The organism is Paraburkholderia sp. J69-1 (assembly GCF_905220255.1).
Taxonomy (GTDB): domain Bacteria; phylum Pseudomonadota; class Gammaproteobacteria; order Burkholderiales; family Burkholderiaceae; genus Paraburkholderia.
The window spans coordinates 36,488-59,055 of sequence record NZ_CAJMZG010000028.1 but is presented as its reverse complement, the minus strand read 5'-3'; the positions used below and the strand labels follow the sequence as shown (position 1 = coordinate 59,055).

26 protein-coding genes are annotated in these 22,568 nt (G+C 63.0%); 19 read left to right on the top strand and 7 right to left on the bottom strand.

Annotated elements, in window-relative coordinates; genetic code table 11:
• Nucleotides 1–4 precede the first annotated feature (4 nt).
• The 3 genes from U5A67_RS35745 to U5A67_RS35735 form a co-directional block, all read right to left on the bottom strand.
• The gene (locus U5A67_RS35745) at nt 5–688 is read right to left on the bottom strand and encodes a PepSY-associated TM helix domain-containing protein (protein WP_205986619.1); all 684 of its coding nucleotides are present in this window, start codon (nt 686–688) and stop codon (nt 5–7) included.
• Entirely contained in the window at nt 685–1,368 is a 684-nt protein-coding gene (locus U5A67_RS35740) for a Fe2+-dependent dioxygenase (RefSeq protein WP_321818025.1), read from the bottom strand. The genes U5A67_RS35745 and U5A67_RS35740 overlap by 4 nt, the downstream gene beginning before the upstream one ends.
• Nucleotides 1,369–1,513: 145 nt before the next feature.
• Nucleotides 1,514–3,718 carry a TonB-dependent siderophore receptor gene (locus U5A67_RS35735; protein WP_321818024.1) on the bottom strand — a complete coding sequence of 735 codons (2,205 nt, stop codon included), beginning with the start codon at nt 3,716–3,718 and terminating at the stop codon, nt 1,514–1,516.
• A gap of 497 nt (nt 3,719–4,215) precedes the next feature.
• Here U5A67_RS35735 and U5A67_RS35730 point away from each other — a divergent pair, with 497 nt between their 5' ends.
• The 5 genes from U5A67_RS35730 (at nt 4,216) to U5A67_RS35710 (ending at nt 5,542) form a co-directional block, all read left to right on the top strand.
• Complete coding sequence (locus U5A67_RS35730) at nt 4,216–4,407, top strand: hypothetical protein (protein WP_205986616.1); 192 nt, start codon at nt 4,216–4,218, stop codon at nt 4,405–4,407.
• Between the two features lie 23 nt (nt 4,408–4,430).
• Complete coding sequence (locus tag U5A67_RS35725; RefSeq protein ID WP_321818023.1) at nt 4,431–4,655, top strand: hypothetical protein; 225 nt, start codon at nt 4,431–4,433, stop codon at nt 4,653–4,655.
• The gene (locus U5A67_RS35720) at nt 4,652–4,960 is read left to right on the top strand and encodes a hypothetical protein (RefSeq protein ID WP_205986614.1); all 309 of its coding nucleotides are present in this window, start codon (nt 4,652–4,654) and stop codon (nt 4,958–4,960) included. Before U5A67_RS35725 ends, U5A67_RS35720 begins: the two co-directional genes overlap by 4 nt.
• Before the next feature lie 117 nt (nt 4,961–5,077).
• Nucleotides 5,078–5,260: a hypothetical protein gene (locus U5A67_RS35715; protein ID WP_321818022.1), complete on the top strand. Its 183-nt coding sequence runs from the start codon at nt 5,078–5,080 to the stop codon at nt 5,258–5,260.
• Nucleotides 5,261–5,353: 93 nt separating this feature from the next.
• On the top strand, nt 5,354–5,542 hold the full coding sequence (locus U5A67_RS35710) for a hypothetical protein (protein WP_321818021.1): 189 nt from the start codon (nt 5,354–5,356) through the stop codon (nt 5,540–5,542).
• A 10-nt stretch (nt 5,543–5,552) separates the two neighbouring features.
• Here U5A67_RS35710 and U5A67_RS35705 read toward each other — a convergent pair whose 3' ends face one another.
• On the bottom strand, nt 5,553–5,972 hold the full coding sequence (locus U5A67_RS35705) for a helix-turn-helix domain-containing protein (RefSeq protein ID WP_205986611.1): 420 nt from the start codon (nt 5,970–5,972) through the stop codon (nt 5,553–5,555).
• 411 nt (nt 5,973–6,383) lie between these two features.
• Between U5A67_RS35705 and U5A67_RS35700 the strand changes: the two genes are divergently transcribed.
• The 5 genes from U5A67_RS35700 to U5A67_RS35680 all read left to right on the top strand — a co-directional run bounded on the left by U5A67_RS35700 (nt 6,384) and on the right by U5A67_RS35680 (nt 13,332).
• A complete protein-coding gene (locus tag U5A67_RS35700) occupies nt 6,384–8,063 on the top strand; it encodes a methyl-accepting chemotaxis protein (protein ID WP_321818020.1) in 1,680 nt (559 codons plus the stop codon).
• 533 nt (nt 8,064–8,596) lie between these two features.
• Entirely contained in the window at nt 8,597–8,842 is a 246-nt protein-coding gene (locus tag U5A67_RS35695) for a hypothetical protein (protein ID WP_205986599.1), read from the top strand.
• Between the two features lie 390 nt (nt 8,843–9,232).
• The gene (locus U5A67_RS35690) at nt 9,233–10,222 is read left to right on the top strand and encodes a DedA family protein/thiosulfate sulfurtransferase GlpE (RefSeq protein ID WP_205986598.1); all 990 of its coding nucleotides are present in this window, start codon (nt 9,233–9,235) and stop codon (nt 10,220–10,222) included.
• 58 nt (nt 10,223–10,280) lie between these two features.
• On the top strand, nt 10,281–12,053 hold the full coding sequence (locus U5A67_RS35685) for an FAD-dependent oxidoreductase (RefSeq protein WP_321818019.1): 1,773 nt from the start codon (nt 10,281–10,283) through the stop codon (nt 12,051–12,053).
• Entirely contained in the window at nt 12,046–13,332 is a 1,287-nt protein-coding gene (locus U5A67_RS35680; RefSeq protein ID WP_321818018.1) for a winged helix-turn-helix domain-containing protein, read from the top strand. Before U5A67_RS35685 ends, U5A67_RS35680 begins: the two co-directional genes overlap by 8 nt.
• A 25-nt stretch (nt 13,333–13,357) precedes the next feature.
• Here U5A67_RS35680 and U5A67_RS35675 read toward each other — a convergent pair whose 3' ends face one another.
• The gene (locus U5A67_RS35675) at nt 13,358–13,633 is read right to left on the bottom strand and encodes a hypothetical protein (RefSeq protein WP_321818017.1); all 276 of its coding nucleotides are present in this window, start codon (nt 13,631–13,633) and stop codon (nt 13,358–13,360) included.
• 558 nt (nt 13,634–14,191) lie between these two features.
• Here U5A67_RS35675 and U5A67_RS35670 point away from each other — a divergent pair.
• Together U5A67_RS35670 and U5A67_RS35665 are read left to right on the top strand one after the other, a co-directional pair.
• Nucleotides 14,192–14,992, top strand: a complete 801-nt coding sequence (locus tag U5A67_RS35670; protein WP_321818016.1) for a class I SAM-dependent methyltransferase — start codon at nt 14,192–14,194, stop codon at nt 14,990–14,992.
• 84 nt (nt 14,993–15,076) lie between these two features.
• Nucleotides 15,077–15,388, top strand: coding sequence for a thioredoxin family protein (locus tag U5A67_RS35665; RefSeq protein ID WP_205986593.1), 312 nt, complete (start codon nt 15,077–15,079; stop codon nt 15,386–15,388).
• A gap of 68 nt (nt 15,389–15,456) precedes the next feature.
• On the opposite strand, the gene hpaR is transcribed toward U5A67_RS35665, so the two are convergent.
• Complete coding sequence (gene hpaR / locus U5A67_RS35660; protein WP_321818058.1) at nt 15,457–15,852, bottom strand: homoprotocatechuate degradation operon regulator HpaR; 396 nt, start codon at nt 15,850–15,852, stop codon at nt 15,457–15,459.
• A 192-nt stretch (nt 15,853–16,044) separates the two neighbouring features.
• Here hpaR and U5A67_RS35655 point away from each other — a divergent pair, with 192 nt between their 5' ends.
• The 7 genes from U5A67_RS35655 to hpaI are packed head-to-tail and all read left to right on the top strand — an operon-like array spanning nt 16,045 to nt 21,970.
• The gene (locus tag U5A67_RS35655) at nt 16,045–16,803 is read left to right on the top strand and encodes a fumarylacetoacetate hydrolase family protein (RefSeq protein ID WP_321818015.1); all 759 of its coding nucleotides are present in this window, start codon (nt 16,045–16,047) and stop codon (nt 16,801–16,803) included.
• Nucleotides 16,800–17,573, top strand: a complete 774-nt coding sequence (locus U5A67_RS35650) for a fumarylacetoacetate hydrolase family protein (protein ID WP_321818014.1) — start codon at nt 16,800–16,802, stop codon at nt 17,571–17,573. The genes U5A67_RS35655 and U5A67_RS35650 overlap by 4 nt, the downstream gene beginning before the upstream one ends.
• A 7-nt stretch (nt 17,574–17,580) precedes the next feature.
• Complete coding sequence (gene hpaE, locus U5A67_RS35645; protein ID WP_321818013.1) at nt 17,581–19,047, top strand: 5-carboxymethyl-2-hydroxymuconate semialdehyde dehydrogenase; 1,467 nt, start codon at nt 17,581–17,583, stop codon at nt 19,045–19,047.
• Nucleotides 19,048–19,088: 41 nt separating this feature from the next.
• The gene (gene hpaD / locus U5A67_RS35640) at nt 19,089–19,952 is read left to right on the top strand and encodes a 3,4-dihydroxyphenylacetate 2,3-dioxygenase (RefSeq protein WP_205986590.1); all 864 of its coding nucleotides are present in this window, start codon (nt 19,089–19,091) and stop codon (nt 19,950–19,952) included.
• Between the two features lie 17 nt (nt 19,953–19,969).
• Complete coding sequence (locus U5A67_RS35635; RefSeq protein WP_321818012.1) at nt 19,970–20,380, top strand: 5-carboxymethyl-2-hydroxymuconate Delta-isomerase; 411 nt, start codon at nt 19,970–19,972, stop codon at nt 20,378–20,380.
• On the top strand, nt 20,374–21,177 hold the full coding sequence (gene hpaH, locus U5A67_RS35630) for a 2-oxo-hept-4-ene-1,7-dioate hydratase (RefSeq protein WP_321818011.1): 804 nt from the start codon (nt 20,374–20,376) through the stop codon (nt 21,175–21,177). The genes U5A67_RS35635 and hpaH overlap by 7 nt, the downstream gene beginning before the upstream one ends.
• A gap of 28 nt (nt 21,178–21,205) precedes the next feature.
• Complete coding sequence (gene hpaI / locus U5A67_RS35625) at nt 21,206–21,970, top strand: 4-hydroxy-2-oxoheptanedioate aldolase (protein ID WP_321818010.1); 765 nt, start codon at nt 21,206–21,208, stop codon at nt 21,968–21,970.
• A gap of 45 nt (nt 21,971–22,015) precedes the next feature.
• On the opposite strand, the gene U5A67_RS35620 is transcribed toward hpaI, so the two are convergent.
• Nucleotides 22,016–22,462, bottom strand: coding sequence for a MarR family winged helix-turn-helix transcriptional regulator (locus tag U5A67_RS35620; RefSeq protein ID WP_321818009.1), 447 nt, complete (start codon nt 22,460–22,462; stop codon nt 22,016–22,018).
• Nucleotides 22,463–22,568 lie beyond the last annotated feature (106 nt).

Here is a 22,568-nt window from a genome sequence, read left to right as displayed (position 1 = left end):
AAACTCAGGCGAGCCCGACACACACCGCCACGACGATCGAGCCGATCAACAGCACGGCCCCCACCGTCTTGCGCTTGTTCAGTTCGGTCCACAGCAGCACGCCGGTGAGCGAAAGCAGAATCAGCGCACCCGCGAAGGTGTCGATAAACAGCACCCAGCCGATGCTCATGCCCACGCCCTTGTGCAGATTCGTGATGGTCGCCATCAGCGAATTGTCGGAGCGCTTGAGCGTGATGGCATCGTCGCCGACCCAGTATTCGGCGCTCACGCTTTCATGCGGCGCCGCGAACATGATCTGCCAGTGTTCGGGCTGCATCACAGTGCGATCGCCCCACGCGACCTTGTGCGAGGGCTCCTTCTGCACGCGGCCCATGTGCGGCGGCAGTTTCAGATCGGGTTGCGACTTGAGCCACTTGACCATGTCGCGCGGCGTTTCGGGCGCGGGATCGGGCACGTCGAGCTGCATCGACGAAACCTGCGGTGCGCCCGGCGAAATCCGCAACGGCTCCATCCGGTGATTGAGCACGAAACCCGTCACGCCAAACAGCAAGCCAAGCGCCGCGCCCCACAAACCGACCCAGCCATGCACCTTGCGCAGCCACTTGATAAAGGTGGCGCGCCGCGAACGCTTCGTGCGCTCGCTACGTTGTTGATCGTCGATTAAAACGGCGTTGTCAGCAGAACTCACGTCTCACTCCAGATACGCAAAAGATTGTGATAGCAGCCCACGAGACTGCGGCGCGCCTGCGCGTCCGCGTCGCTCGCGTTGAGGCGTTGAATGGCGGTGTCCATGTCGAACAGCAGCGCGCGTTTCGTGTCGTCGCGCACGAGGCTTTGCACCCAGAAGAAACTGCCCACGCGCACGCCGCGCGTGACCGGATTCACCTGATGCAGGCTCGTGGCCGGATAGACGATCATGTGGCCCGCCGGAAGCTTCACTTCCTGCACGCCATAGGAATCTTCGATCACGAGTTCGCCGCCGTCGTATTCGTCGGGATCGGAAAGAAACAGCGTGATCGAAACATCGGTGCGCAGCTTCACGCCGTTGGGCAGCACGCGCACCGCGCCATCGACATGCGAGCCGAACGTCATGCCGCCTTCATAGCGATTGAACAGCGGCGGATAGACCTGATTCGGCAACGCCGCGCTGATAAAAAGCGGATTGCGCTCGATCGCGGCCAGCACGATATCGCCCAGTTCGCGCGCGATCGGCGTGTGCTCGGCAATCTGCTGATTGCGCTTGACCGGCGCGCCTTGCCAGCCGGCCGTCGCGCGACCGTCGACCCACGCGTCGCCCGCATGGTCGAGGCGCGCACGAATGGCCTGCACCTGCTCGGGCGTCAAGACGTTCGGGATAGAAATCAGCATCGTCGTTTCCTTCCTGGTTCCGCGTTGCACCGCTTTGATTACGCGGCATTACAAGGGGTTCGGACGCACAAAAGCCCGCAATCATGCGGGCTTTGCGTGACACCGGCGTGGCTCCATCATTAGCGCCGGTTACGAACGGTACAGCTTAAAAGCGGTAATCGACCGTGGCGAGGAACGTGCGTCCGACGCCTGGCACCGAACGTCCGCCGTCCGACTGGATCAGCGCGTCATAGTAGAACTTGTTGGTCAGGTTCAGCAAATTCAGGCGCACGTCCCACTTCTTCTCGTGATACTCGGCCATTGCATCCCAACGCGTATAACCGCCCACCTGCACGTAATTCGTGTTTGCTGCGTAACGCGACGACATATAGGTCGGCCCGCCGCCCACTTCCCAATGCGGCGTGAACGCATACGTGGTCCAGAGCGTGAAGGTATTGCGCGGCGTGTTCGCTGGCGTCTTGCCCTGGGTGCCGTCGGCGGCCTTGAGCACGATGCCGTCCATATACGTGTAGCCCGCGAACACCTGCCACTTGTTGGTGATGTGGCCGGTCGCGCCCGCCTGGAAACCGCGCACGCGAATATCGCCTTCGAGCGTGTATTCGCCGGCGGTCGTCTGCGTGCGCGCGTTATCCATTTCCTGCTGGAAGAACGCCGATGTCACCGAAAGATTGCCGTTCAGCAGATCCCACTTGCCGCCCACTTCATACGATTTGGTGTGCTCGGGCGCGAGACCTTGCGTGGTATTGGTGACGGTCATCGCCTCCAGCGACGGATCGAACGACGTGCCGTACGAGAAGTAATACGACTGCCAGTCGGTCGGCTGATAGATCGCGCCCGCGCGCACGCTGGTGAACGTATTGGTCTGCGCCGCATAGTTCGGAGCACTGATCGAATTCGTAATATGCGCCTGGAAGCGATCCCAGCGCACACCGCCAATCAGTTTCCAGTGCTCGCCCAGCGACATCGTTTCGTTGAAGTAAGCCGCCAGCGTCGTTGCGCCCGATTCCGCGTGATTGCCCACCGTCGTCGTGACGTTCGACGGCGTCGGAATATAGACGGGGTCGAGCAGCGAAACGATCGGCAGATTGTTGCGCGTGTAGGCCTGATTCGTGTAGCTGTCGTGGCCCACTTCCACGCCCGCGATCATCTCGTGCTTCACGAAGCCCGTGTTGAACTTGTACTGCGCCATCGTATCGTTGTAGATCGAGTGGTTCTCGATCACGCGATCATGGCTCTGCAGCTTCACATAGAGATCCGAAAGCGGCAGCGACGTGTAATTGCCGTTCTTGAGCGCCGTGCTGGTCGAAAGCGGCCCCGTGAGCACGGCTTGCGCCGCCGTCTCGCGCGCATCGGTGAGCGAATGCGAGAACTGCGTCTGGTTGCTGATCTTGAACTGATCGTTGAACTTGTGATCGATCCGCGCGGAAACGGTCTGCACGTCCTGGATCGTGCGGTCGTCGGTCAGGCCGTAGTACGTGCTCTTCGACGGCGAGAACGAATGGCCGTTGATCGACTGCACGCCGTAATCGGGCTGATCGTAGTTGTGCTGGATCAGCGCGGACAGCGTGACTTCGGTCGGCGTGCCGATGCCGAAACGCAGCGTCGGCGCGAAACCGTAGTCCTTGTTCATCATCTCGTCGCGCGTGGAACCGAGCGACTGGCCGAACGCGTTCAGGCGGAACGCCGCGTGATCGCCGAGCGGACGATCGACGTCGAGCGTCGCGCGATAGCGGTCATTGGTGCCGATCGTCGACGAAACTTCGGTGATCGGCTTGAGACCGGCCTGCTTGCTCACCTGGTTGATCACGCCGCCGGTGGAGCCACGCCCGAACAGCATCGACGAGGGACCGTAGAGCACTTCGATCGACTCCAGATCGAAGGTATCGCGGTAATACTGGTTGCGATCGCGAAAGCCGTCCAGGTAGATGTCGTTCTGCGCCGTGAAGCCGCGCAGATTGATGTTGTTGCCGATCTGCCCGCCTTCCGCGCCGCCGATGGTGATGCCGGGCGCGTTGCGCAGCGCGTCCTGGAACGAGGTCGCGCCTTGCGACTGCATCAGCGCCTTGTTGATGACGGTCACCGTCTGCGGAATGTCGCGCAGCGCCGTGGGCGTCTTGGCGCCCACCGTCGACTTCTCGGCCTGGAAATCCTGCGGCGCCGCCTCGGCGGAAACGGCGACGGCGGGCAGCGTGCCGTTATCGTCGGCTTTCGCTTTGGCTTGAGCGCTCGCCGCGGGCGCAGCAGCGTCCGAAGCGGCAACGGCCGGCGCGCTCTGAGCGAGCGCGGAGGTGGCAAACGGCAAGGCAAAAGCTAGCGCGAGGGCACTCGCGAGCGGCGTCCTGATCAACATGGTTCCCTGTGCGACGAAAGAAGATCCAGCCGGTGGAGCGCGCGAAGGAGACGCGTTCGGCCTGGATGGCGGTGGCTGGCTGGCGGCCCCTTGAAAATGCACAGGGATCGACGAGGCTGGCTATTTTTGAATTAAAGCCCGGACAACCATCGTGTGATTGGCCGAGGAATGAGAATCGCTATCATTCCAGAAGTTACCAACTATTTCAATCGATTGATGCATTTCAGCTACAACGCGTGATTTTCGGCGGCCTTTGTTATGAATAATGAAAATGTAATTTAATGGTTGGATTTTGTAATTTAATTTAGCTTTATTTGTCTGATTAATAAGTCACAGCGTTTGACTCGTTAATTGATTCGGCATCCTTATATTTTTTTTAGCGTACCTGGCATTGTATTGGCGGGCTCGTTCGTCCTCAGATTCGAACTTCTTTGATTGGCGTCAGTGGCGGGGATTTCTACGATGTGACTTAACCAACTCATTCAGGGAGTCGCATCGTGCCCTATCCCATTTCATTCCGGGCTGTCCTGCTACTTGTTCTCTTTCTGGCAGGCGCCACGATTCTGTTTATTCCGTCTTCCGACCCGCTAATCGAGCGTCGACGTGTGGCCTTGCGTACGGCGGGAATCGGCATTGTTTCGCTGGCCGTGGTGCTGCTCGCCATTGCTGCGTTATTGCCTGCTGCCTGAGTGCCGCACAAGGAGAACGCATCATGCCTGTTGCCGTCGTGCTCAGCGTCCTGGCTCCGTTTTTCGCTTTCTTCGGTGGCATTTCCGTGCTGCTCGTGCGCGGAGCCAGTTCACAGCCATTAATCAGATATGCCAGGTATAAAGGCAGCGATAAATTCGCATTCTTTCGATATCGACAGACGCGGCGCAAACCTAAGATTCATCGCGACACAGCCGGACGTTCCGGCAATAAGGAGTCGAACCGATGAAGCAGCGCAAGCCCTCTGTCAAACGTAATCAAGCCGAAACCCAAGGGCAGAACGACCAACCGGAAGCACAGAAGCCGGTAAGTGCAATCTTCGTCGATGCGCTCGCGCTTTCGCGCGTCGCAAACGCGGAAACCGAGCAAAGCCTCGTGACGAATCTGACGTTTCATCCTCACGGCAGCGCGACGATACATCTCAAGGAAGGCACCTTCGATATTGCCCTGAACGATTGCGCAATTTCGAAAATCGAAGCAGCCGATGGCGTGAGCGTGATTTTGATGCTGAGTCCTGCGCCGATGGCGGCTTGATGCCGAAGCGGCCGGGCGCCGTTCAAGCAAAAGCAAAAGCAGAATCAGATCGATCTGATACGCAGTCACAGGCTCGCGCTCTACGATGGATGTCATCCAATTGTGGAGCGCCATCTCATGCCGCATCTCACCAATGTCTGGGCGTTGTTTATCGTTGTTATCGTCATGCTCGCCATGACGCCAATGCTGATTCCCACTATCGACGCGATGCTGCAAAGGCGGCCGTTTGCGCTGCTGGTCTGCGCCACGGCCACCCTGATCGCGATGGCAGTATTGATTCTGGTCGCCGAACCCGGGTGAACGACAGCTCTAACGATGCTTGACGATCGGCCTATGCACAGCCGCATTTTCGCTTACTAGACTGACTCCGCCCTTCACCGCGGAGTCAGCACCATGCCCGTCGAATCGACGCTCCAGTTATTACTGGCGCTGCAAATCATGCTGGGTTACTTCGCAATACTGATTCTTCCGTTATTCAATACCGTGGACGGCCATGATCAGATGGACGATTTGCGCGTGGCGCCGTTGGCAGCGGTGGCGTTCGTGATGACAGTTGTTGCGGTGGTGGCGTTGGTGGTTTGAACGCAAATGACTAGTCGGGCAAACTGGTCAGCCGCGAAATCAATACTTCGACCAATGCGCGATCGCCTTTGTCGAGAGATTCGAACCTCGAGAGCAATTGGTGTGCGTGCGCAGGCGGTATGGTCGGCTCACGCATCGTGGCAGGCTGCGGCGAAGGCGGAAATTCCGGGCCTCGCTGGCCCGGCCCATATTGCAGCCAGTGCAGATCGACGTCGAACAACTCGGCAAATAACACGAGCGTGTCGTGAAGCGGAATGGTGGCGCCTTTCAACCACTTGTGAGCAGTTTGCGGCGATACGGAAATGGCGCCGTGACTGCGCTGTTTGAGCCAGTTCGCCAGTGCAGTGGGTCCTTCCAGCGACAGGGATTCGCGCCTCATGACAGCCCGCAGACGGGCGGCAAAGGCGGCTTTTTCGGTTCGCGTAGGCATGGGATAACCTTCGCTTAATTACGGGAGAATTGCCCTCAGAAAGGTCTGAAAAGTCGCGCCATCAGCCTCGACTCACATCACTTATCCACACTTTCCGTTGACAGCCTTGTGCGTAACTACTGGAAACCTGCGCTAACCCATTGAACGAAAATAGTTAACGCGCACAACGCCCGCCGCAGGCACTGCAGCGCCTCACCAACCTTATCCACAGAAATCGTGAGCAAGCCTGTGCATATCCTTCGGACATCCGCGCAAAGTCCTTGATCGTGCAAGCAATTCCGCCATCGCCCGTCACTTGATGCGCCATGAATCAGTCATCGAAAGCGCACAAAGACCCTAAAGAACAAGGGGAATTTGCCGTTAATCCCGACATGTTGTCGGGCCGTGACCGGCCGATCTGCAAGGAATCCCATGCGCAACAACCAACCCGTCACGCAGCAGGAGTTCGACTATCCTGCTTCGCAGATGCTCGTTTCGGCCACCGATCTCAAGGGCCGTATTCAGTATTGCAATCCCGCGTTCGTCGCCGTTTCCGGTTTCACGAAGGAAGAACTGATCGGCAAGGCGCATAACGTCATCCGCCATCCCGACATGCCGGCCGAAGCCTTCGCCGACATGTGGGAGACCATCAGCAGCGGCCGTCCGTGGACCGCGCTCGTGAAGAATCGCCGCAAGTCCGGCGATCACTACTGGGTTCGCGCGAACGTCACGCCCGTGTCCGAGCAGGGCACGGTGGTCGGCTATCTGAGCGTGCGCGTGAAGCCGGGCCGCGAGGAAGTGCGCGACGCCGAACAGCTTTACGCGCAGATGCGCGAAGGCCGTCTTCGCGGCATGCGTCTGCATCAGGGCGACCTCACGCGCACCGGCATCATCGGTGCGGCGAAGTCGCTCATGCGCCTGCCCATCGCCACGCGTATCGGTATCGGCTATGGGCTCGTGCCGGCCGCGCTCGCGGCGGCGGGCTTCGGCGCCTGGCAGGGTCTGCCGCCCACGCCGTTCTGGTGCGCGTTCGGCGCCGCAGCCGTGTGCAGTCTGGTGGGCTGGCGCCTGTCCACGCGCCATCTGGGCGCGCCGCTCGAGCAGATGTCGATGGCGTCCACGCGCATGGCCGCGGGCGACCTCACCGCAACGCTCGCGATCGCGTCGAAAGACGATCTCGGCGATGTGCTGCAGGCGCTCAATCAACTGCAGGCCAATCTCACCGCGATCGTCTACGACGTGCGCGCGCAGATCGACGGCATGCTCGACGCCGCGCACGAAATCTCCACCGGCAATCTCGATCTCTCGCGCCGCACGGAATTGCAGGCCGCTTCGCTCGAAGAAACGGCCGCCACCATGGATCAGCTCACGACCACGGTGCAGGCCAACGCCGAAGCCAGCACGCGCGCGCTCGATCTCGCCCGCGAGGCGCAGGACGCGGCCGCTCAGGGCGGCTCGCTCGCGGGCCGCATGGAGCGCACGATGGCGGGCATCACCGACGCCTCGAAGCGCATTGCCGATATCACCGGCGTGATCGACGGCATCGCGTTCCAGACCAATATTCTCGCGCTCAACGCGGCCGTCGAAGCCGCCCGCGCGGGCGAGGCGGGCCGCTCGTTCGCCGTGGTCGCGGGCGAGGTGCGCATGCTGGCGCAACGCTGCGCGGCATCGGCGAAGGAAATCAAACAGGTCGTCGATGCGAGCGTGCACGAGATCGCCCAGGGCACCGAACTGGTCGGCCACACGACGGCGCAGATGCGCGCCATCGACGAAGCGGTGAGCCGGGTTTCGTCGATCATCGTCGAAGTCGCCAATGCGAGCGGCGAGCAGGCCGAGGGCATTCGACAGGTCAATCAGGCCGTCGCGCATCTGGACAGCGCCACGCAGCAGAATGCGGCGCTGGTCGAACAGGCCGCCGCCACGGCGCAGCGTCTGGCCGATCAGGCCGATGTGCTCGACGAGGCCGTGCGCCTCTTCACGGTCGCGGGTACGCAATCGGGTACGCAATCGGGTACGCAGTCCGGCGCACAGGCGACTACGCGCAGCGCACCGGCCAGGCGCATCGCGCAACGTCCGGCCGCGCACGCGCGCGAAGAAACCGCCGAGGTCTGATAACCCGGCGCGCATGATGCGAAAGCCCGCTGTAAAGCGGCTGCGGGCTCGTATTAAGCAGACAGATCGGCATTTGTCCCATCTCGACAGCGCGCGCGCCAAACCGCACTATCACTCCCGTCAGCGCCCACTTTGTGGGTGTCTGATCCGAGTAACAACGGCGTTTCGACGGCTCCCCGGCCTCTACCGGGTGAGCCGTTTTTTCTTGCGGTTTCCGTCGCGCGCAAAGGTGAGGATTTACGGGACCCAAAGCGCATCTGCCCGCAAACCGGCCGCCACCGAGACCGCCACCGCATGCGACCTGGCAAGCACTATGCAGCCATTGCGTCACGCCCGTGACAAAGGCGCTGCCAGCGCAACAACTTCCGTGCACCGTTGCAGGGCGCGCAAAAATGCGCGTATCAGCGTGGACTCGCGTTAAACTGGCTAGCCAGGTCAGACGGCGGCGCGGTATGTGCGCCCGCGCTCACAGCACTGAGACGCCGCACGGCCGACCCCGTACAATGGTTCGACCAAACACGAGGACAACATCAATGCGCACGACCGGGTCTTCCGGAACCATGACCCTGCTCACCGAGCATGACGACGCCACTGGACGCGAAACGCGTTCGCTGCGCCTCGAATCATCGGCCGATGGCAAGAGCCTGCTGCTGATCGAAATCGACGAGCGCAAGCCGGGCATCCACCGCGAAGTGCGTTATGAAATCACGCCTGCGGAACTGATCGCGGCCATCCGCGCGCAGGGCGCCGAGCTACCGGGCGAGTCGCACGTTCGCTAAGCCGGGCTAAGCCAGGTCAAGCGGCAAGGCCGGGCGCTTCCGGCCAGCCGCCGTCACGGTTCATCCTCCACGCCCGCCAGCTTCGCGGGCCGTTTGCGCGAAGGCGCCGCCATGGCGCCTCGCGCGTTCTCACACGCTTTGTTCGTCGCTCCCGTGCAACGCCGCCGGTGCGTTCACACGCATGCCGCGCGCGCCGGGCATGCTGGCTCCTGCCTCACTTACGCTCCGGCGCTTACGCGCATCGAATCCGCATCGGGCGTATGCTCCCCAACTCGGGTTTCAAGGCGCTTGCGGCCTCGCTTGCACGCCTTCGAAATGCGTCCATAATCGTTACGTTAATCTTCCAGTTTGCGCTGCTCGCGCGGCGCTCAAGGCAAGGGAAGTAAGCCGATGCTACATGACCTCATCGCGCAGTACGGCCCTGCGCTCGTCTTCCTCAACGTGCTGGCCGGGGCGCTCGGGCTGCCGGTGCCCGCCATGCCGGCGCTCGTGCTGTTCGGCGCGATGGCCGCCATGCATCCGGGTTCGATCGGCCAGCAGGTCGCGCCGGTGCTCGGCCTCTCCGTCGTCGCCATGCTGATCGGCGACAGTGTCTGGTTCATGGCCGGCCGGCTCTATGGCGGCAATACGCTCAAGACGCTCTGCAAGCTCTCGCTCTCGCGCGATACCTGCGTGAAAAAGACCGAGCGCTTTTTCGGCCGCTGGGGCGTGCGCGTGCTCGCCATCGCCAAGTTCGTGCCGGGGCTGTCGCTCGTCTCCGTGCCGCTGGCCGGGGCGATGGGCACGCCTTATCGGCAGTTCGTGGGTTTCGACGGCATTGGCGCGGCGCTGTGGTCCGGCACGGGCTTGCTGATCGGCGTGCTGTTCGCTCCGCAGATCGACATGATGCTGGCAGGCGCGAGCCGCCTCGGGCGCCTCGCGGCGGTTGTCGTGGTCGTGTTGCTGCTGCTTTATGCGGCGTATCGCTGGACGCGCCGCCGCCAGTTGATCAAGAAGCTCGCCAATGCGCGCATCACCGTCGACGATCTCTACCGCGCGATGGCCAACAAGCCGCCGCCCGTGGTCTTCGACATCCGCTCGGAGGAAAAGCGCAAGCTCGATCCGTTCATCATTCCGGGCGCGCTGTTCGCCGACGAGCGCAAGCTCGACGAGATTCTGGCGAAGTATCCGCTCGAGCAAAAGCTCGTGATCTATTGCTCGTGCCCCAATGAAATTTCCGCGGCCTGGATGGCGAAAAAACTCGTCGAGGCCGGTTTCGTCGATGTCGTGCCGCTGCTTGGCGGTCTCGACGCGTGGCGCGATTCCGGGCGCACTCTCGAATCGCTGCTGGTGACCCAGCATCCCGAGGTGCCGGTCAACATCACGCCGAAAGCTGTCTGATTCCGCACGCCGGCAAGGCAAATGGGCCCGCCGGCGCGCGCATGAGGAGAATCGCCTGATGGGCTCTATTGCCACTGAGCCGCCTCCCTACGAGGCCTCGCAATCCACGCAGTCCACGCTTTCCGATACCCAGCCGCAACCCGCCGAGGCGCCGTTCTCGACGCTCTCCACGCGGCGCCACCAGATGTTTCCCCAACTCACCGACGACGAAATCGCGCGTCTCTCGCGTTTCGGCGAGCGCCGCCATTGGGAGCCGGGCGAGTTGCTGTTCCACACCGGCGAAACCGGCCCCGGCATGTTCGTGCTGCTCGCGGGCTCCGTGAAGGTGTTCCAGCGCGACGGACTCGGCCGCGAGCGCCTGATCGTCGAGCACGGCCGCGGACATTTTCTCGCCGAAGTCGGCCAGCTTTCCGGCGGCCCGGCGCTGGTGGACGGCGTGGCGCTCGAACCCGTCGATGCGGTGCTGATTCCGCCCGAGAAGCTGCGCGCGGCCATCGTCGCCGAAGCCGAACTCGGCGAGCGCATCGTGCGCGCGCTGATCCTGCGCCGCGTTTCGCTGATCGAAAAAGGCGCGGGCGGGCCGATCCTCGTCGGCAAGCATGACGATCCCGCACTGCTCTCGCTACAGGGCTTTCTCACGCGCAACGGCCATCCGTATTCGGTGCTCGACGAACGCGACGAAAGCAGCATGCTCTGCGTGATCGAGCGCTTCGCGGCGCGCTGCGAAGATCTGCCGCTGGTGATCTGCCCGGACGGTTCGGTGCTGCGCCATCCGTCCGCGCCCGAACTCGCCACCTGCCTCGGGCTGCTGCCCGAACTGAACGGCGAGCGCGTCTATGACGTGGCCGTCGTGGGCGCGGGTCCGGCCGGGCTCGCTACGGCCGTCTATGCGGCTTCCGAAGGTTTATCGGTGATCGTGCTCGACTCGCGCGCGCCCGGCGGCCAGGCGGGCGCGAGTTCGCGCATCGAAAACTATCTGGGCTTCCCGACCGGCATTTCCGGTCAGGCGCTTGCGGGCCGCGCGTTCGTGCAGGCGCAGAAGTTCGGCGCCCACGTGGCGATTCCGGTTTCGGTGAAAAAGCTTCATTGCGACGAACATCCGCGCCGCCTCGAAACCTGTAGCGGCGATGTGCGCGCGCGCACCGTCGTGATCGCGAGCGGCGCGATTTACCGCCGCCCGAGCATCGCCGGGCTCGATCGCTATACCGGTCGCGGCGTCTACTACTGGGCCTCGCCGGTCGAAGCCAAACTCTGCAAGCACGAGAACGTCGTGCTGGTGGGCGGCGGCAATTCGGCGGGCCAGGCGATCGTCTATCTCTCCACCCAGGCGCGCCAGATCGACGTGCTGATCCGCAAGGCCGGTTTCGAATCGACGATGTCGCGCTATCTGATCGACCGCATCGCCTCGCTGCCGAACGTCAACGTGCATCCGCGCAGCGAGATCGGCGGGCTCGACGAAGACGAAGCCGGGCTCGCCGCGATCCGCCTGAAAGCGCCGTGTCCCGAAGGCATCGATCGCTTCGACGCGCGCCATCTGTTCCTCTTCACGGGCGCGGACCCGAACACCAGCTGGCTGCGCGAATGCGGCGTGGCGCTCGACCCGAACGGCTTCGTGTTGACCGGCGCGGACGAGTCGTGCAGTCTCGCGACCTCGGTCGAAGGCGTCTATGCGATCGGCGATGCGCGCGCGGGCTCGACCAAGCGCGTGGCGGCGGCGGTCGGCGAAGGCGCGGCGGTGGTCGCGCAAATCCACCAGTTGCTGGGCGCGATGACGACCGCCGATGCGCAGGCCGTCACGCCCGTCGCCGCGATGGCCGGCCTGCATGCGTGACGACGCGGCGTTCGACGAGGACGCCGAACCCGCATCCACAGGCACTGCCGCGACACTGACGCTCCCGCTCGCGGCGGCGCGCACGCTGCATCTGGCGGCGCAAGGGCTGCTCGCGCCGCCGCGCCGCAAAGCCACGCCCGACGATGTGCTGGCCGCGATCCGGCGCATGGCGCAACTGCAGATCGACACGATTCACGTGGTCGCGCGCAGTCCCTACTTCGTGCTGTTCAGCCGCGTGGGCGCGTACGATCCGCGCTGGCTCGACGCGCATCTCGCCGAAGGACGCCTGTTCGAATACTGGTCGCACGAAGCCTGTTTCGTGCCGATCGAGGATTACGGCCTGCTGCGCCATCGCATGCTCGACCCTTCCGGCATGGGCTGGAAATACGCGGGCGAATGGCACACGACACATCGCCGCGAGATCGACGCGCTGCTCGAACGCATCCGCGCGAGCGGCCCGGTGCGTTCCGCCGATTTCGCGCGCGCCGAAGGTGCCAAAGGCAGCGGCTGGTGGGACTGGAAGCCCGAAAAGCGCCATCTGGAAGTGCTGTTCGCCATCGGCGCGCTGATGGTGGCCGAGCGGCGCAATTTTCAGCGCGTCTACGATGTGGCCGAGCGCGTGCTGCCCAACTGGAGCGACAAGCGCGATCTGCCTTCGCGCGCCGATGCCGAACGCACGCTGCTGCTGCGCACCTGCCAGGCGCTGGGCGTGATCCGCGCGGACTGGGCCGCCGACTACTACCGCCTGCCGCGCCGCCCTTATACCGAGGCGCTGCACGCGCTCGCCGATGCGGGCGAGCTGATCCCCGTGCGCGTGGAAGGCTGGAAGCCCGATGCGTTCGTGCACCGCGATCACGCGGCGTTGCTTAACACTGCGGCGGGCGGCACGCTGGCATCGACGGTCACGACCTTGCTTTCGCCATTCGATCCCGTGGTGTGGGACCGCAAACGCGCCGTGGCGCTTTTCGGCTTCGACTATGCGATCGAATGCTATGTGCCTGCGCACAAGCGCAAATACGGTTACTTCGTACTGCCGATCTTGAGCCGCGGAAAACTGGTGGGGCGCATCGATGCGAAAGCCCATCGCGCGCAGCAGATATTCGAAGTGAAGGCGTTGCATCTGGAGCCGGGCATCCGCGTGAGCGGCCGGCTGATCGACGATCTGCGGCGCGCGCTGCAACGTTGCGCGGACTGGCACGGCACGCCGGAACTGCAGATAGGCGATGCGCCCGAAGGTCTCGCCGATGCCTTGCTCGCTCAAGCGTCCGATGACAACTGAGGACGCCTGAGAAGCCCGTGATGAATCAACGCTCCAGCTTTACCCGCAGCTCGCGCGCGGCTTCGAGCAGGCCTTCATAGCCCGAGCGGGCATGTTCCGGCAGATCCGGGTCGCCGACCAGCGCGCCCAGCGTTTCGATCAGGCTGAACACCAGGCCTTTGGCCGCGCCCGCCGCGATATTGCCGCTCTTTACGCCTTCATCGACATGCGTAAACGCTGCGTTCAGATTGTCCAGATCGTTTTGAGGCACACTCGCGCCCGGCGCTTGAGCGTCATGCTTTTGCGTGTCGTCGCTCGTCATGATGAACTGTTTCCCCTTGCTGATACTTCGAAAAAAGAAACCCGCACTGCTGTTATATACCGATCGCAGGCAACCGTCCAATGGCCTGACGGCCGCCCCCGAATCTTCTCACCTTTGCGCGCTTTACGCTTTCGGGCGCGCTGTCGTTGCCGGATTCAGTTCACGCCGATAACCGATAAAACCGCCTGAAATCAGGTGTTTTTAGCGGTTTACGCAAATGACATCGGCATGACTGAACGAATTTTGGCATCTAATCATTGCGTTTACCGAATAGTCCCGCAAACGCTCACCTTTGAATGTTCGATACGCATTCCAGCACGCAGGCGATGAGATTCCAGTTTTTGCACAGAAAGCCGTAAAAATCATTTCATCGCTTGTTTCAAGGTGTTTTCTGCCGATTCAGTCACAAGCAAACGCACTACAAGAATCTCAAAGGTGCGCTTCAAGCGCGCGTGGCGCTCACTCCCGAAAACGCTCACCTTAACCGTTCTTGACGCCATCGCGTCACGTCTCCAGACTGTGCGCTTCCCCCTCCCGCCCCATCGCCCTGCCCGCGCCATGAGCCAGACCACGCCTTTTGTTGCCGATCGCTTCCACGACGCCGCGCCGCATTACCTCATCGGCCGTCCCGCTTACTCGCCCGCGCTGATTCGCCGCGTGGCGCAGCGCATGGGCCTGAACGGCACGCAGCGGCTGCTCGATCTGGGCTGCGGCCCCGGTCAGCTTTCGCTCGCGTTCGCCAGCTGGGTGGCAAGCGCCGTGGCCATCGACCCCGAACCCGCCATGCTCGAAGTCGCCGCGCAACTGGGCGCGGGCATCGCCCCGAACATCGAATATCGTCAAGGCAGTTCGTACGATCTCTCGCCGGCAACCGGCGCGTTTCACCTTGCTGTGATCGGCCGGGCGTTCCACTGGATGGATCGCGCCGATACGCTCGCGCGGCTCGATACGATCCTCGCCGAACGCGGCGCCGTGGCGCTTTTCAACACCACGCATCTGGACGACCCGCAGCGCCCGTGGGCCGCGCAATATCGCAATCTGCTCGACAGCTACGCAAGCGCCGATCCCACCCGCACGCTGCGCCGCTCGGCGGAGTGGGAAAGCCATACGGATGTGCTGGCGCGCTCGGCGTTTGGCGCCATCGAGCACATTTCGGTGATCGAATACCGGCGCGTGAGCGCGGCGCAATTGAAAGCGCGGCCGTTGTCGATGTCGAGTCTCGCGCGCGAACGGCTGGGCACGCGGCTCGATACGCTGCTCGCGGAAATCGACGCGATCGTCGCCGCGCACGGCAGCGATGGCTGGCTCGTCGAGCGCATCGAATCGACCGTGACGCTGGCGGCGCGCGAGGCCGCTTGAACCCGCGCAAGCGCGTTCAAGCCGCGTGGGTTATCGTATGAAGATGGTTTGAAACCGCAGACAACGAGCGCGAAAGGAGACGCGATGAGCTACGCCACAAAAGCCCCGGACCGCAGGGAAGTCGATGCCCTGCAAGGCCGCGCCGTGCTGGAATTCGGCACCGACTGGTGCGGTTACTGCCAGGGCGCGCAGCCGCTGATCGGCGACGCCTTCACGAAACATCCCGACGTGCGCCGCATCAAGGTGGAAGACGGTCCGGGCCGCGCGCTCGGCCGTTCGTTCCGCGTGAAGCTGTGGCCCACCCTCATCTTTCTGCGCGACGGCGCTGAAGTCGCGCGCATTGTGCGCCCCACTTCGGCGCTCGAACTCGACAACGCGTTCGACACGCTGGCCTGAAGCCGGGAAAGCTCCTGTAAATCCTCACCTTTGGCCGCCAGGCGGCCAGTTCTGCCTCTCAAGCGCGTTCATTCGAGCCCGGCCAGCAGATCGTCGATAGCCCGATAAACGCGCTCCACCACTTCCGGCCCCACCTCTTCCTCCAGCGCCTTGTAGCGCGCCTCCAGTTCCTTCGTGATCGCCTTCACGAGCTGATGGCTCTTCTTCGTGAGCGTGACCAGCACGCGCCGCTGATCGTCGGCGAAGCGCTCTTTGGTGACGAGACCCAGCGCTTCCATGCGCGCGAGCACGCCCGCCATGCTCGGGCTGGAAATCGTGCACAGATCGGAAATCTGGCGCGGCTCCAACGGGCCGCTATCGTTGAGCGCGCGAATCACGCGCCATTGCTGCTCCGTAAGCCCATGCGCGGTAATGAGCGGGCGAAAGCGCTCCATCATCTTTTCGCGCGCCCGCAGGAGCAGCATGGGCAGGTTGCGGTGCGCGAGGTGCGTGGAGGAGCGTGAGGAATCGGACATGATGGTTTCGTTCTGGATACCGCGGCGGGCACCTGCGAGACCAGGGGAAACCCGCGAAACCGGTATCGATGATTGACGCTGGATGATAGCAAGCGCAGAATCACTCACATATTAGTGTTTTCCGGGAAAGTGAACCGCACCATGTTTTCCGTAGACGATCATCTGCTGCATCTCGAAGGCGAAGCCTTGCCGCGCGACGTTGACGCGGCTCAGGCCCGCGCGCTGCTCGCCCATGGCGCACGCTGCCGCGCGCCCGTTTCAGGCGCCGTGTACGGCACGCTGCTCAACGACCGCCACGCCCTGGACGCGCTCGGCGACGCGGTCAATGCCGCGCCCTACAAAGCCCCGCCGCGCGCGCCCATTCTTTATCTGAAACCGCGCAACACGCTGGCAGGCCACGGCGCACGCGTCGTGGTGCCGGGCGCTGAAGGCGTGCAGGTGGGCGCATCGCTTGGCATCGTGATCGGGCGCACCGCCACGCGTGTCGCGGCGCGCGACGCGTTCGATTACATCGCGGGCTACACGCTGGTCGCAGACCTGAGCGTGCCGCACGAAAGCGTCTATCGGCCTTCCGTGCGGTTTCGGGCGCGCGACAATTTTTGCGTGATCGGCCCGACGATCGTCGCGCAGCATCACGTTGCCGATCCCGACAATCTGCAGATCCACGTCGATATCGAAGGCTCGGCGCGCTTTAGCGCCAGCACGGCAACCAGCGTGCGCAACGTCGCCCAGCTACTCGCCGATGTCACCGATTTCATGACGCTCGCGCCCGGCGACATCCTCACGCTCGGCGTGCCGCAGGGTTCGCCTGTTGCACATGAAGGTGCGCGCGCAACTATATCGATTGCAGACTGGCCCGCGCTAGCCGTCGAATTCATCGCACAAGGAGCCGCAGCATGATGCGAGGTCGCGTCGCCTATGCAGGCGCCATTCACGAAGCGTATCCGGAAGCCGGCAACCGCGTGCGTCTGGCCGATGGCCGCGTGCGCGCTGAAAATGAAGTCGTCTGGCTCGCGCCGTTCGAGCCGGGCACGATCTTCGCACTCGGCCTGAACTACGCGGAACACGCAAAAGAACTGCAATTCAGCAAGCAGGAAGAGCCGCTTGTGTTTCTCAAGGGACCGGGCAGCGTGATCGGCCATCGCGGCTTTACTCGCCGTCCCGCCGATGTCGTCTTCATGCACTACGAGTGCGAACTCGCGGTGGTGATCGGCCGCGCGGCGCAGAATGTGAAGCGCGAAGACGCCATGCAATACGTCGCGGGCTACACGATCGCGAACGACTACGCGATTCGCGACTATCTGGAGAACTACTACCGCCCGAACCTGCGCGTGAAGAACCGCGACGGCGGCACGGTGCTCGGGCCGTGGTTTGTCGATGCGGCGGATATTGCAGACGTCAACGCGCTCGATCTGCGCACCTATGTGAACGGTGAACTCAAGCAGCACGGCAACACGCGCGATCTCGTCACGGGCATCGCCGAACTGATCGAATACCTGAGCGGCTTCATGACGCTCGCGCCCGGCGACGTGATTCTCACCGGCACGCCCGAAGGCATCGTCAACGTGAATGCCGGCGATGAAGTGATTTGCGAAATCGACGGCCTCGGCCGCCTTGTCAACACGATCGCGTCCGATGCCGATTTCGGCCGCGCCACCCCGACGGAATGAACACGCCATGTCTACAGGCCGCATTGAACACCTGATCGACGGCCGCGCCCACCCAGGACGCGACTACTTCGAAACCGTGAATCCCGCCAATCAGGACGTGCTCGCGGAAGTCGCGCGCGGCGGTGCGGAAGAAGTGAACCTCGCCGTGAGCGCGGCGAAGAACGCGTTCCCCGCGTGGGCGGCTAAACCCGCTGCCGATCGCGCGAAAATCGTGCGCAAACTCGGCGAACTGATTGCGAAGAACGTGCCCGAGATTGCGCTGACCGAAACGAAAGACACCGGCCAGACGATTTCGCAAACCGGCAAACAACTCGTGCCGCGCGCCGCCGACAACTTCACCTATTTCGCCGAAATGTGCACGGCGGTCGACGGCCACACCTATCCCACCAGCACGCATCTGAACTACACGCTGTTTCACCCGACTGGCGTGTGCGCGCTGATTTCGCCGTGGAATGTGCCCTTCATGACGGCCACGTGGAAGGTCGCGCCGTGTCTGGCTTTCGGCAATACCGCCGTGTTGAAGATGAGCGAACTGTCGCCGCTTACGGCGTCGATGCTCGGCCAGCTTGCGCTCGAAGCCGGCATTCCCGCAGGTGTCCTGAACATTGTGCACGGCTTCGGCCAGGAAACGGGCGAGCCGCTGGTCGCGCATCCCGATGTGCGCGCGGTCTCGTTCACGGGATCGACGGCTACGGGCAACCGCATCGTGCAGAGCGCGGGCCTCAAGAAGTTCTCGATGGAACTGGGCGGCAAGTCGCCGTTCGTGATTTTCGACGACGCCGATTTCGAGCGCGCGCTCGACGCCGCCGTGTTCATGATCTTCTCGAACAACGGCGAACGCTGCACGGCCGGCTCGCGCATTCTCGTGCAACGCTCGATCTACGCGAAGTTCGCCGAGCGCTTTATCGAGCGTGCGAAACGCATTACGGTGGGCGATCCGCTCGACGAAAAAACCGTCGTCGGCCCGATGATCAGCCAGGGTCATATGGCGAAGGTGCGCAGCTATATCGAACTCGGACCGAAGGAAGGCGCCACGCTCGCGTGCGGCGGTCTCGACATGCCGGATCTGCCGGAAGCCCTGAAACAAGGCAATTTCGTGCAACCGACCGTTTTCGTCGATGTCGATAATCGCATGCGTATCGCGCAGGAGGAAATCTTCGGCCCGGTCGCCTGCCTGATTCCGTTCGAAGACGAAGCGGACGCCATCCGCATTTCGAATGACATCGCCTACGGTCTGTCGAGCTATGTGTGGACCGAGAACACCGGCCGCGCGCTGCGTGTGGCCGCCGCTGTGGAAGCCGGCATGTGCTTCGTGAACAGCCAGAACGTGCGCGATCTGCGCCAGCCGTTCGGCGGCAGCAAGGCTTCGGGCGTGGGTCGCGAAGGCGGCACGTGGAGCTACGAGGTGTTTCTCGAACCGAAGAACGTGTGCGTGTCGCTGGGCTCGCATCACATTCCGCGCTGGGGCGCTTGAGCCGTCCACACTCGCTGAAACAAGGCACAGGAGACACAGCGATGGGCAAACTCGCGCTGGCAGCAAAGATCACTCACGTACCGTCGATGTATCTTTCGGAACTCGACGGCCCGCACAAAGGCTGTCGCCAGGCGGCGATCGACGGGCATAAGGAAATTGGCCGGCGCTGCCGCGAACTGGGCGTGGACACGATCGTCGTGTTCGACGTGCATTGGCTCGTGAACAGCGAATACCACATCAATTGCGCGCCGCATTTTGCGGGCAATTACACCAGCAACGAACTGCCGCACTTCATCAGGAACATGGAGTACGCGTATCCGGGCAATGCCGCGCTCGGCCATCTGATCGCCGACGTCGCGAACGAAATGGGCGTGAAGAGCCGCGCGCACAGCGAAACCACGCTGGAGCTCGAATACGGCACGCTGGTGCCGATGCGCTACATGAACGCGGATCAGCACTTCAAGACCGTATCGGTCGCGGGCTGGTGCATGTGGCACGACCTCGCGACAAGCGCGCGTTTCGGCCTCGCGGTGCGCAAGGCTATCGAAGAGCGCTACGACGGTACGGTGGCGATTCTCGCCAGCGGCTCGCTCAGCCATCACTTCGCCAACAACGGCACCGCCGAGCAGTTCATGCACAAGGTCTGGGACCCGTTCCTCGAACAGACGGACCGCAACGTGGTCGATCTCTGGGAACGCGGCGACTGGAAGACCTTCTGCGAGATGCTGCCGCTCTACAACGAAAAGTGCTGGGGCGAAGGCGGCATGCACGACACGGCCATGCTGCTGGGCGCGCTCGGCTGGGACCGGTACGAAGGCCGCGCGGAAGTCATCACGCCGTATTTCGGCAGTTCCGGCACGGGGCAGATCAACGCCGTGCTGCCGGTCACGCCGCTGCCGCGCTGAACGCGAAGGAGTTCACCATGCCTCATCTCACCCTCGAATACAGCGCCAATCTCGCCGACGAAGCGAGCATCGGCACGCTCTGCGCCACGCTCGCGCAAGTGCTCGATGCGCAGCGCGACGCGCAAGGTGCACGCGTGTATCCGCGTGGCGGCATCCGCACGCGCGCGCTGCGTTGCGAACAGTATTTCGTTGCCGATGGCGATCCGCACAACGCCTTCCTGCACGGCTGCCTAAAGATCGGCGCGGGCCGCACGCCGGAAGTGCGCCGCGCCACCGGCGAGGCCTTGTTTGAAGCGATCAAACAGCATTTCGCCGCGGCGTTCGACGCACATGGACTCGCGCTCTCGCTCGAAATCGTGGAGTTCAGCGAAGAAGGCGCGTGGAAGCACAACAACCTGCACGCACGGCTGAGGAATTCATCATGCTAGAAGCGCACATCATTCGCGAACTGGCTGCGCAGCTCGACGAAGCCGAACGCACGCGCACGCAATTGCGCCACTTCTCGCGCGCCCATCCGGCCATGACGATCGACGATGGTTATGCGATCCAGCGAGAATGGGTCAAGCTCAAGCTCGCAGCGGGCCACACGATCAAGGGGCGCAAGATCGGCCTCACATCGCGCGCGATGCAGCGCGCTTCGCAGATCGACGAACCCGACTACGCGCCGCTGCTCGACAGCATGTTTATCGAGGCGGGCAGCGCGATTCGCGCGGATCGTTTTATCGCGCCGCGCGTCGAAGTGGAACTGGCTTTTGTGCTGCAAAAGCCGCTGCAAGGACCGGATGTTTCGCTGTTCGATGTGCTCGATGCCACCGCTTACGTGACGCCCGCAATTGAAATCATCGATGCGCGTATCGAGCAGTTCGACCGCGAAACCAAGGCTCCGCGCAAGGTGTTCGACACGATTTCCGACTTCGCCGCCAACGCGGGCGTGGTGCTGGGCGGGCGGCCCGTCAAGCCGCTCGACGTGGATCTTCGCTGGGTGGGCGCACTGCTTTACAAGAACGGTGGCGTGGAAGAAAGCGGCCTGGCTGCAGCTGTGCTCAATCATCCCGCTACGGGCGTGGCCTGGCTTGCGAACAAGATCGCGCGCCACGACGAACGGCTCGAAGCCGGCGACGTGATTCTGAGCGGCTCGTTCACGGCGCCCATCGCCGCGCGCGCTGGCGACACCTTCCACGCCGACTACGGCCCGCTTGGCGGCATTGGCTTCAACTTCGTCTGATTTTTAATTCACACTGCTAACGAATACGATGCCCGTACCCGTCAACACGTTCAAACATGCGCTGGCAGATGGCCGTGCGCAGATCGGCCTGTGGGCTGCGCTCGCGGATTTCTACGTCACCGAACTGCTCGCGACCACCGGCTTCGACTGGCTGCTGATCGACGGCGAGCATGCGCCCAACGATCTGCGCAGCACGCTCGCGCAATTGCAGGCCGTCGCGCCGCATCCCACGCATCCAATCGTGCGCCCCGTGCGCAACGACGCAGCGCTCATCAAACAGTTGCTCGATATCGGCACGCAAACGCTGCTGGTGCCGATGGTCGAAAGCGCCGACGATGCACGCGACGCCGTGGCCGCCACGCGTTATCCGCCGCTCGGCATTCGCGGCGTGGGCAGTGCGCTCGCGCGCGCGTCGCGCTGGAACGGCTCGCCCGATTATCTGCATGGTGCCGCCGACGAATTGTGCGTGCTGGTGCAAGTGGAAACGGCGAACGCGCTCGCGCAGTTGCAGGACATCGCCGCAGTGGAAGGCGTGGATGGCGTGTTCTTCGGGCCGGCGGATTTGAGCGCCTCGATGGGCCTGCTCGGCCAGCCTGGCGCGCCAGCGGTGCGCGAAGCGATCGTGGCCGGTATTCGCGCCGTGCGCGCGCTCGGCAAGGCGGCCGGCGTGCTGGCCGCCGATCGCACGATCGCGCGCGAATATCTGGAAGCCGGCGCGAATTTCGTCGCCGTGGGCAGCGACGTGTCCTTGCTCGCCCGCAGCGCGAGCGAACTGGCCGCGGCGTTTCGCTAATTAGCGCCCTTGAAACGGCTGCGTTCGTTCAAGCGAACGCGGCCGTTACGCTTCTTCTTCACCCTGCGCCACCAGCTTGGCCAGCGCGCCCTGCAACACCTCCCGCTCGTGCGCGCTCAGCGCACCGAGAATCGCCTCGTTCTGCGCCGCCGAAATCGCTGACGCGCGCCGATAAGTCGTGCGCCCCAATGCGCTAAGCTTGACGAGCACGCCGCGCGCATCCGCCGCATTCGACGCTTTTTCCAGCAGCCCTTTGCGCTCCAGCGCATCGGTGGCACGGCTTGCCTGGCTGCGGTCGAGATTCGACACCCGCCCGAGATCCGACACCGAAATCGGCCCGAACGCGCCCACGCTCAGCAGAATGCGCGCCTCGGTCAGCGACAGCGCGAGCGCCGACGAAAACGCCTCGTTCATCGTGCGGTCGGTTTGCTTCTTGAGCACGTGCAACCGGTAGGTGAACAGTTCTTCGATCTGATATTTCGCCGTGGCCATGAGTCGTCCTGCGCGGTTCGTTGCATGCGATTGAATGAATTTTCGTCAGCATACCACCGCAGCAAGTCCTTAAAAACATGACACTTCCGATAAAATTTGATGCTTG

What these genes read in the sequence shown, in the direction of transcription:
- hpaH (WP_321818011.1), top strand. Translation starts at nt 20,374, where the DNA reads ATGCTAGAAGCGCACATCATTCGCGAACTGGCTGCGCAGCTCGACGAA.
- U5A67_RS35735 (WP_321818024.1), bottom strand. Translation starts at nt 3,718, where the DNA reads ATGTTGATCAGGACGCCGCTCGCGAGTGCCCTCGCGCTAGCTTTTGCC.
- U5A67_RS35740 (WP_321818025.1), bottom strand. Translation starts at nt 1,368, where the DNA reads ATGCTGATTTCTATCCCGAACGTCTTGACGCCCGAGCAGGTGCAGGCC.
- hpaE (WP_321818013.1), top strand. Translation starts at nt 17,581, where the DNA reads ATGTCTACAGGCCGCATTGAACACCTGATCGACGGCCGCGCCCACCCA.
- U5A67_RS35705 (WP_205986611.1), bottom strand. Translation starts at nt 5,972, where the DNA reads ATGCCTACGCGAACCGAAAAAGCCGCCTTTGCCGCCCGTCTGCGGGCT.
- U5A67_RS35695 (WP_205986599.1), top strand. Translation starts at nt 8,597, where the DNA reads ATGCGCACGACCGGGTCTTCCGGAACCATGACCCTGCTCACCGAGCAT.
- U5A67_RS35620 (WP_321818009.1), bottom strand. Translation starts at nt 22,462, where the DNA reads ATGGCCACGGCGAAATATCAGATCGAAGAACTGTTCACCTACCGGTTG.
- hpaR (WP_321818058.1), bottom strand. Translation starts at nt 15,852, where the DNA reads ATGCTGCTCCTGCGGGCGCGCGAAAAGATGATGGAGCGCTTTCGCCCG.
- U5A67_RS35720 (WP_205986614.1), top strand. Translation starts at nt 4,652, where the DNA reads ATGAAGCAGCGCAAGCCCTCTGTCAAACGTAATCAAGCCGAAACCCAA.
- U5A67_RS35725 (WP_321818023.1), top strand. Translation starts at nt 4,431, where the DNA reads ATGCCTGTTGCCGTCGTGCTCAGCGTCCTGGCTCCGTTTTTCGCTTTC.
- U5A67_RS35715 (WP_321818022.1), top strand. Translation starts at nt 5,078, where the DNA reads ATGCCGCATCTCACCAATGTCTGGGCGTTGTTTATCGTTGTTATCGTC.
- U5A67_RS35670 (WP_321818016.1), top strand. Translation starts at nt 14,192, where the DNA reads ATGAGCCAGACCACGCCTTTTGTTGCCGATCGCTTCCACGACGCCGCG.
- U5A67_RS35665 (WP_205986593.1), top strand. Translation starts at nt 15,077, where the DNA reads ATGAGCTACGCCACAAAAGCCCCGGACCGCAGGGAAGTCGATGCCCTG.
- U5A67_RS35710 (WP_321818021.1), top strand. Translation starts at nt 5,354, where the DNA reads ATGCCCGTCGAATCGACGCTCCAGTTATTACTGGCGCTGCAAATCATG.
- hpaD (WP_205986590.1), top strand. Translation starts at nt 19,089, where the DNA reads ATGGGCAAACTCGCGCTGGCAGCAAAGATCACTCACGTACCGTCGATG.
- hpaI (WP_321818010.1), top strand. Translation starts at nt 21,206, where the DNA reads ATGCCCGTACCCGTCAACACGTTCAAACATGCGCTGGCAGATGGCCGT.
- U5A67_RS35700 (WP_321818020.1), top strand. Translation starts at nt 6,384, where the DNA reads ATGCGCAACAACCAACCCGTCACGCAGCAGGAGTTCGACTATCCTGCT.
- U5A67_RS35655 (WP_321818015.1), top strand. Translation starts at nt 16,045, where the DNA reads ATGTTTTCCGTAGACGATCATCTGCTGCATCTCGAAGGCGAAGCCTTG.
- U5A67_RS35680 (WP_321818018.1), top strand. Translation starts at nt 12,046, where the DNA reads ATGCGTGACGACGCGGCGTTCGACGAGGACGCCGAACCCGCATCCACA.
- U5A67_RS35685 (WP_321818019.1), top strand. Translation starts at nt 10,281, where the DNA reads ATGGGCTCTATTGCCACTGAGCCGCCTCCCTACGAGGCCTCGCAATCC.
- U5A67_RS35690 (WP_205986598.1), top strand. Translation starts at nt 9,233, where the DNA reads ATGCTACATGACCTCATCGCGCAGTACGGCCCTGCGCTCGTCTTCCTC.
- U5A67_RS35650 (WP_321818014.1), top strand. Translation starts at nt 16,800, where the DNA reads ATGATGCGAGGTCGCGTCGCCTATGCAGGCGCCATTCACGAAGCGTAT.
- U5A67_RS35675 (WP_321818017.1), bottom strand. Translation starts at nt 13,633, where the DNA reads ATGACGAGCGACGACACGCAAAAGCATGACGCTCAAGCGCCGGGCGCG.
- U5A67_RS35635 (WP_321818012.1), top strand. Translation starts at nt 19,970, where the DNA reads ATGCCTCATCTCACCCTCGAATACAGCGCCAATCTCGCCGACGAAGCG.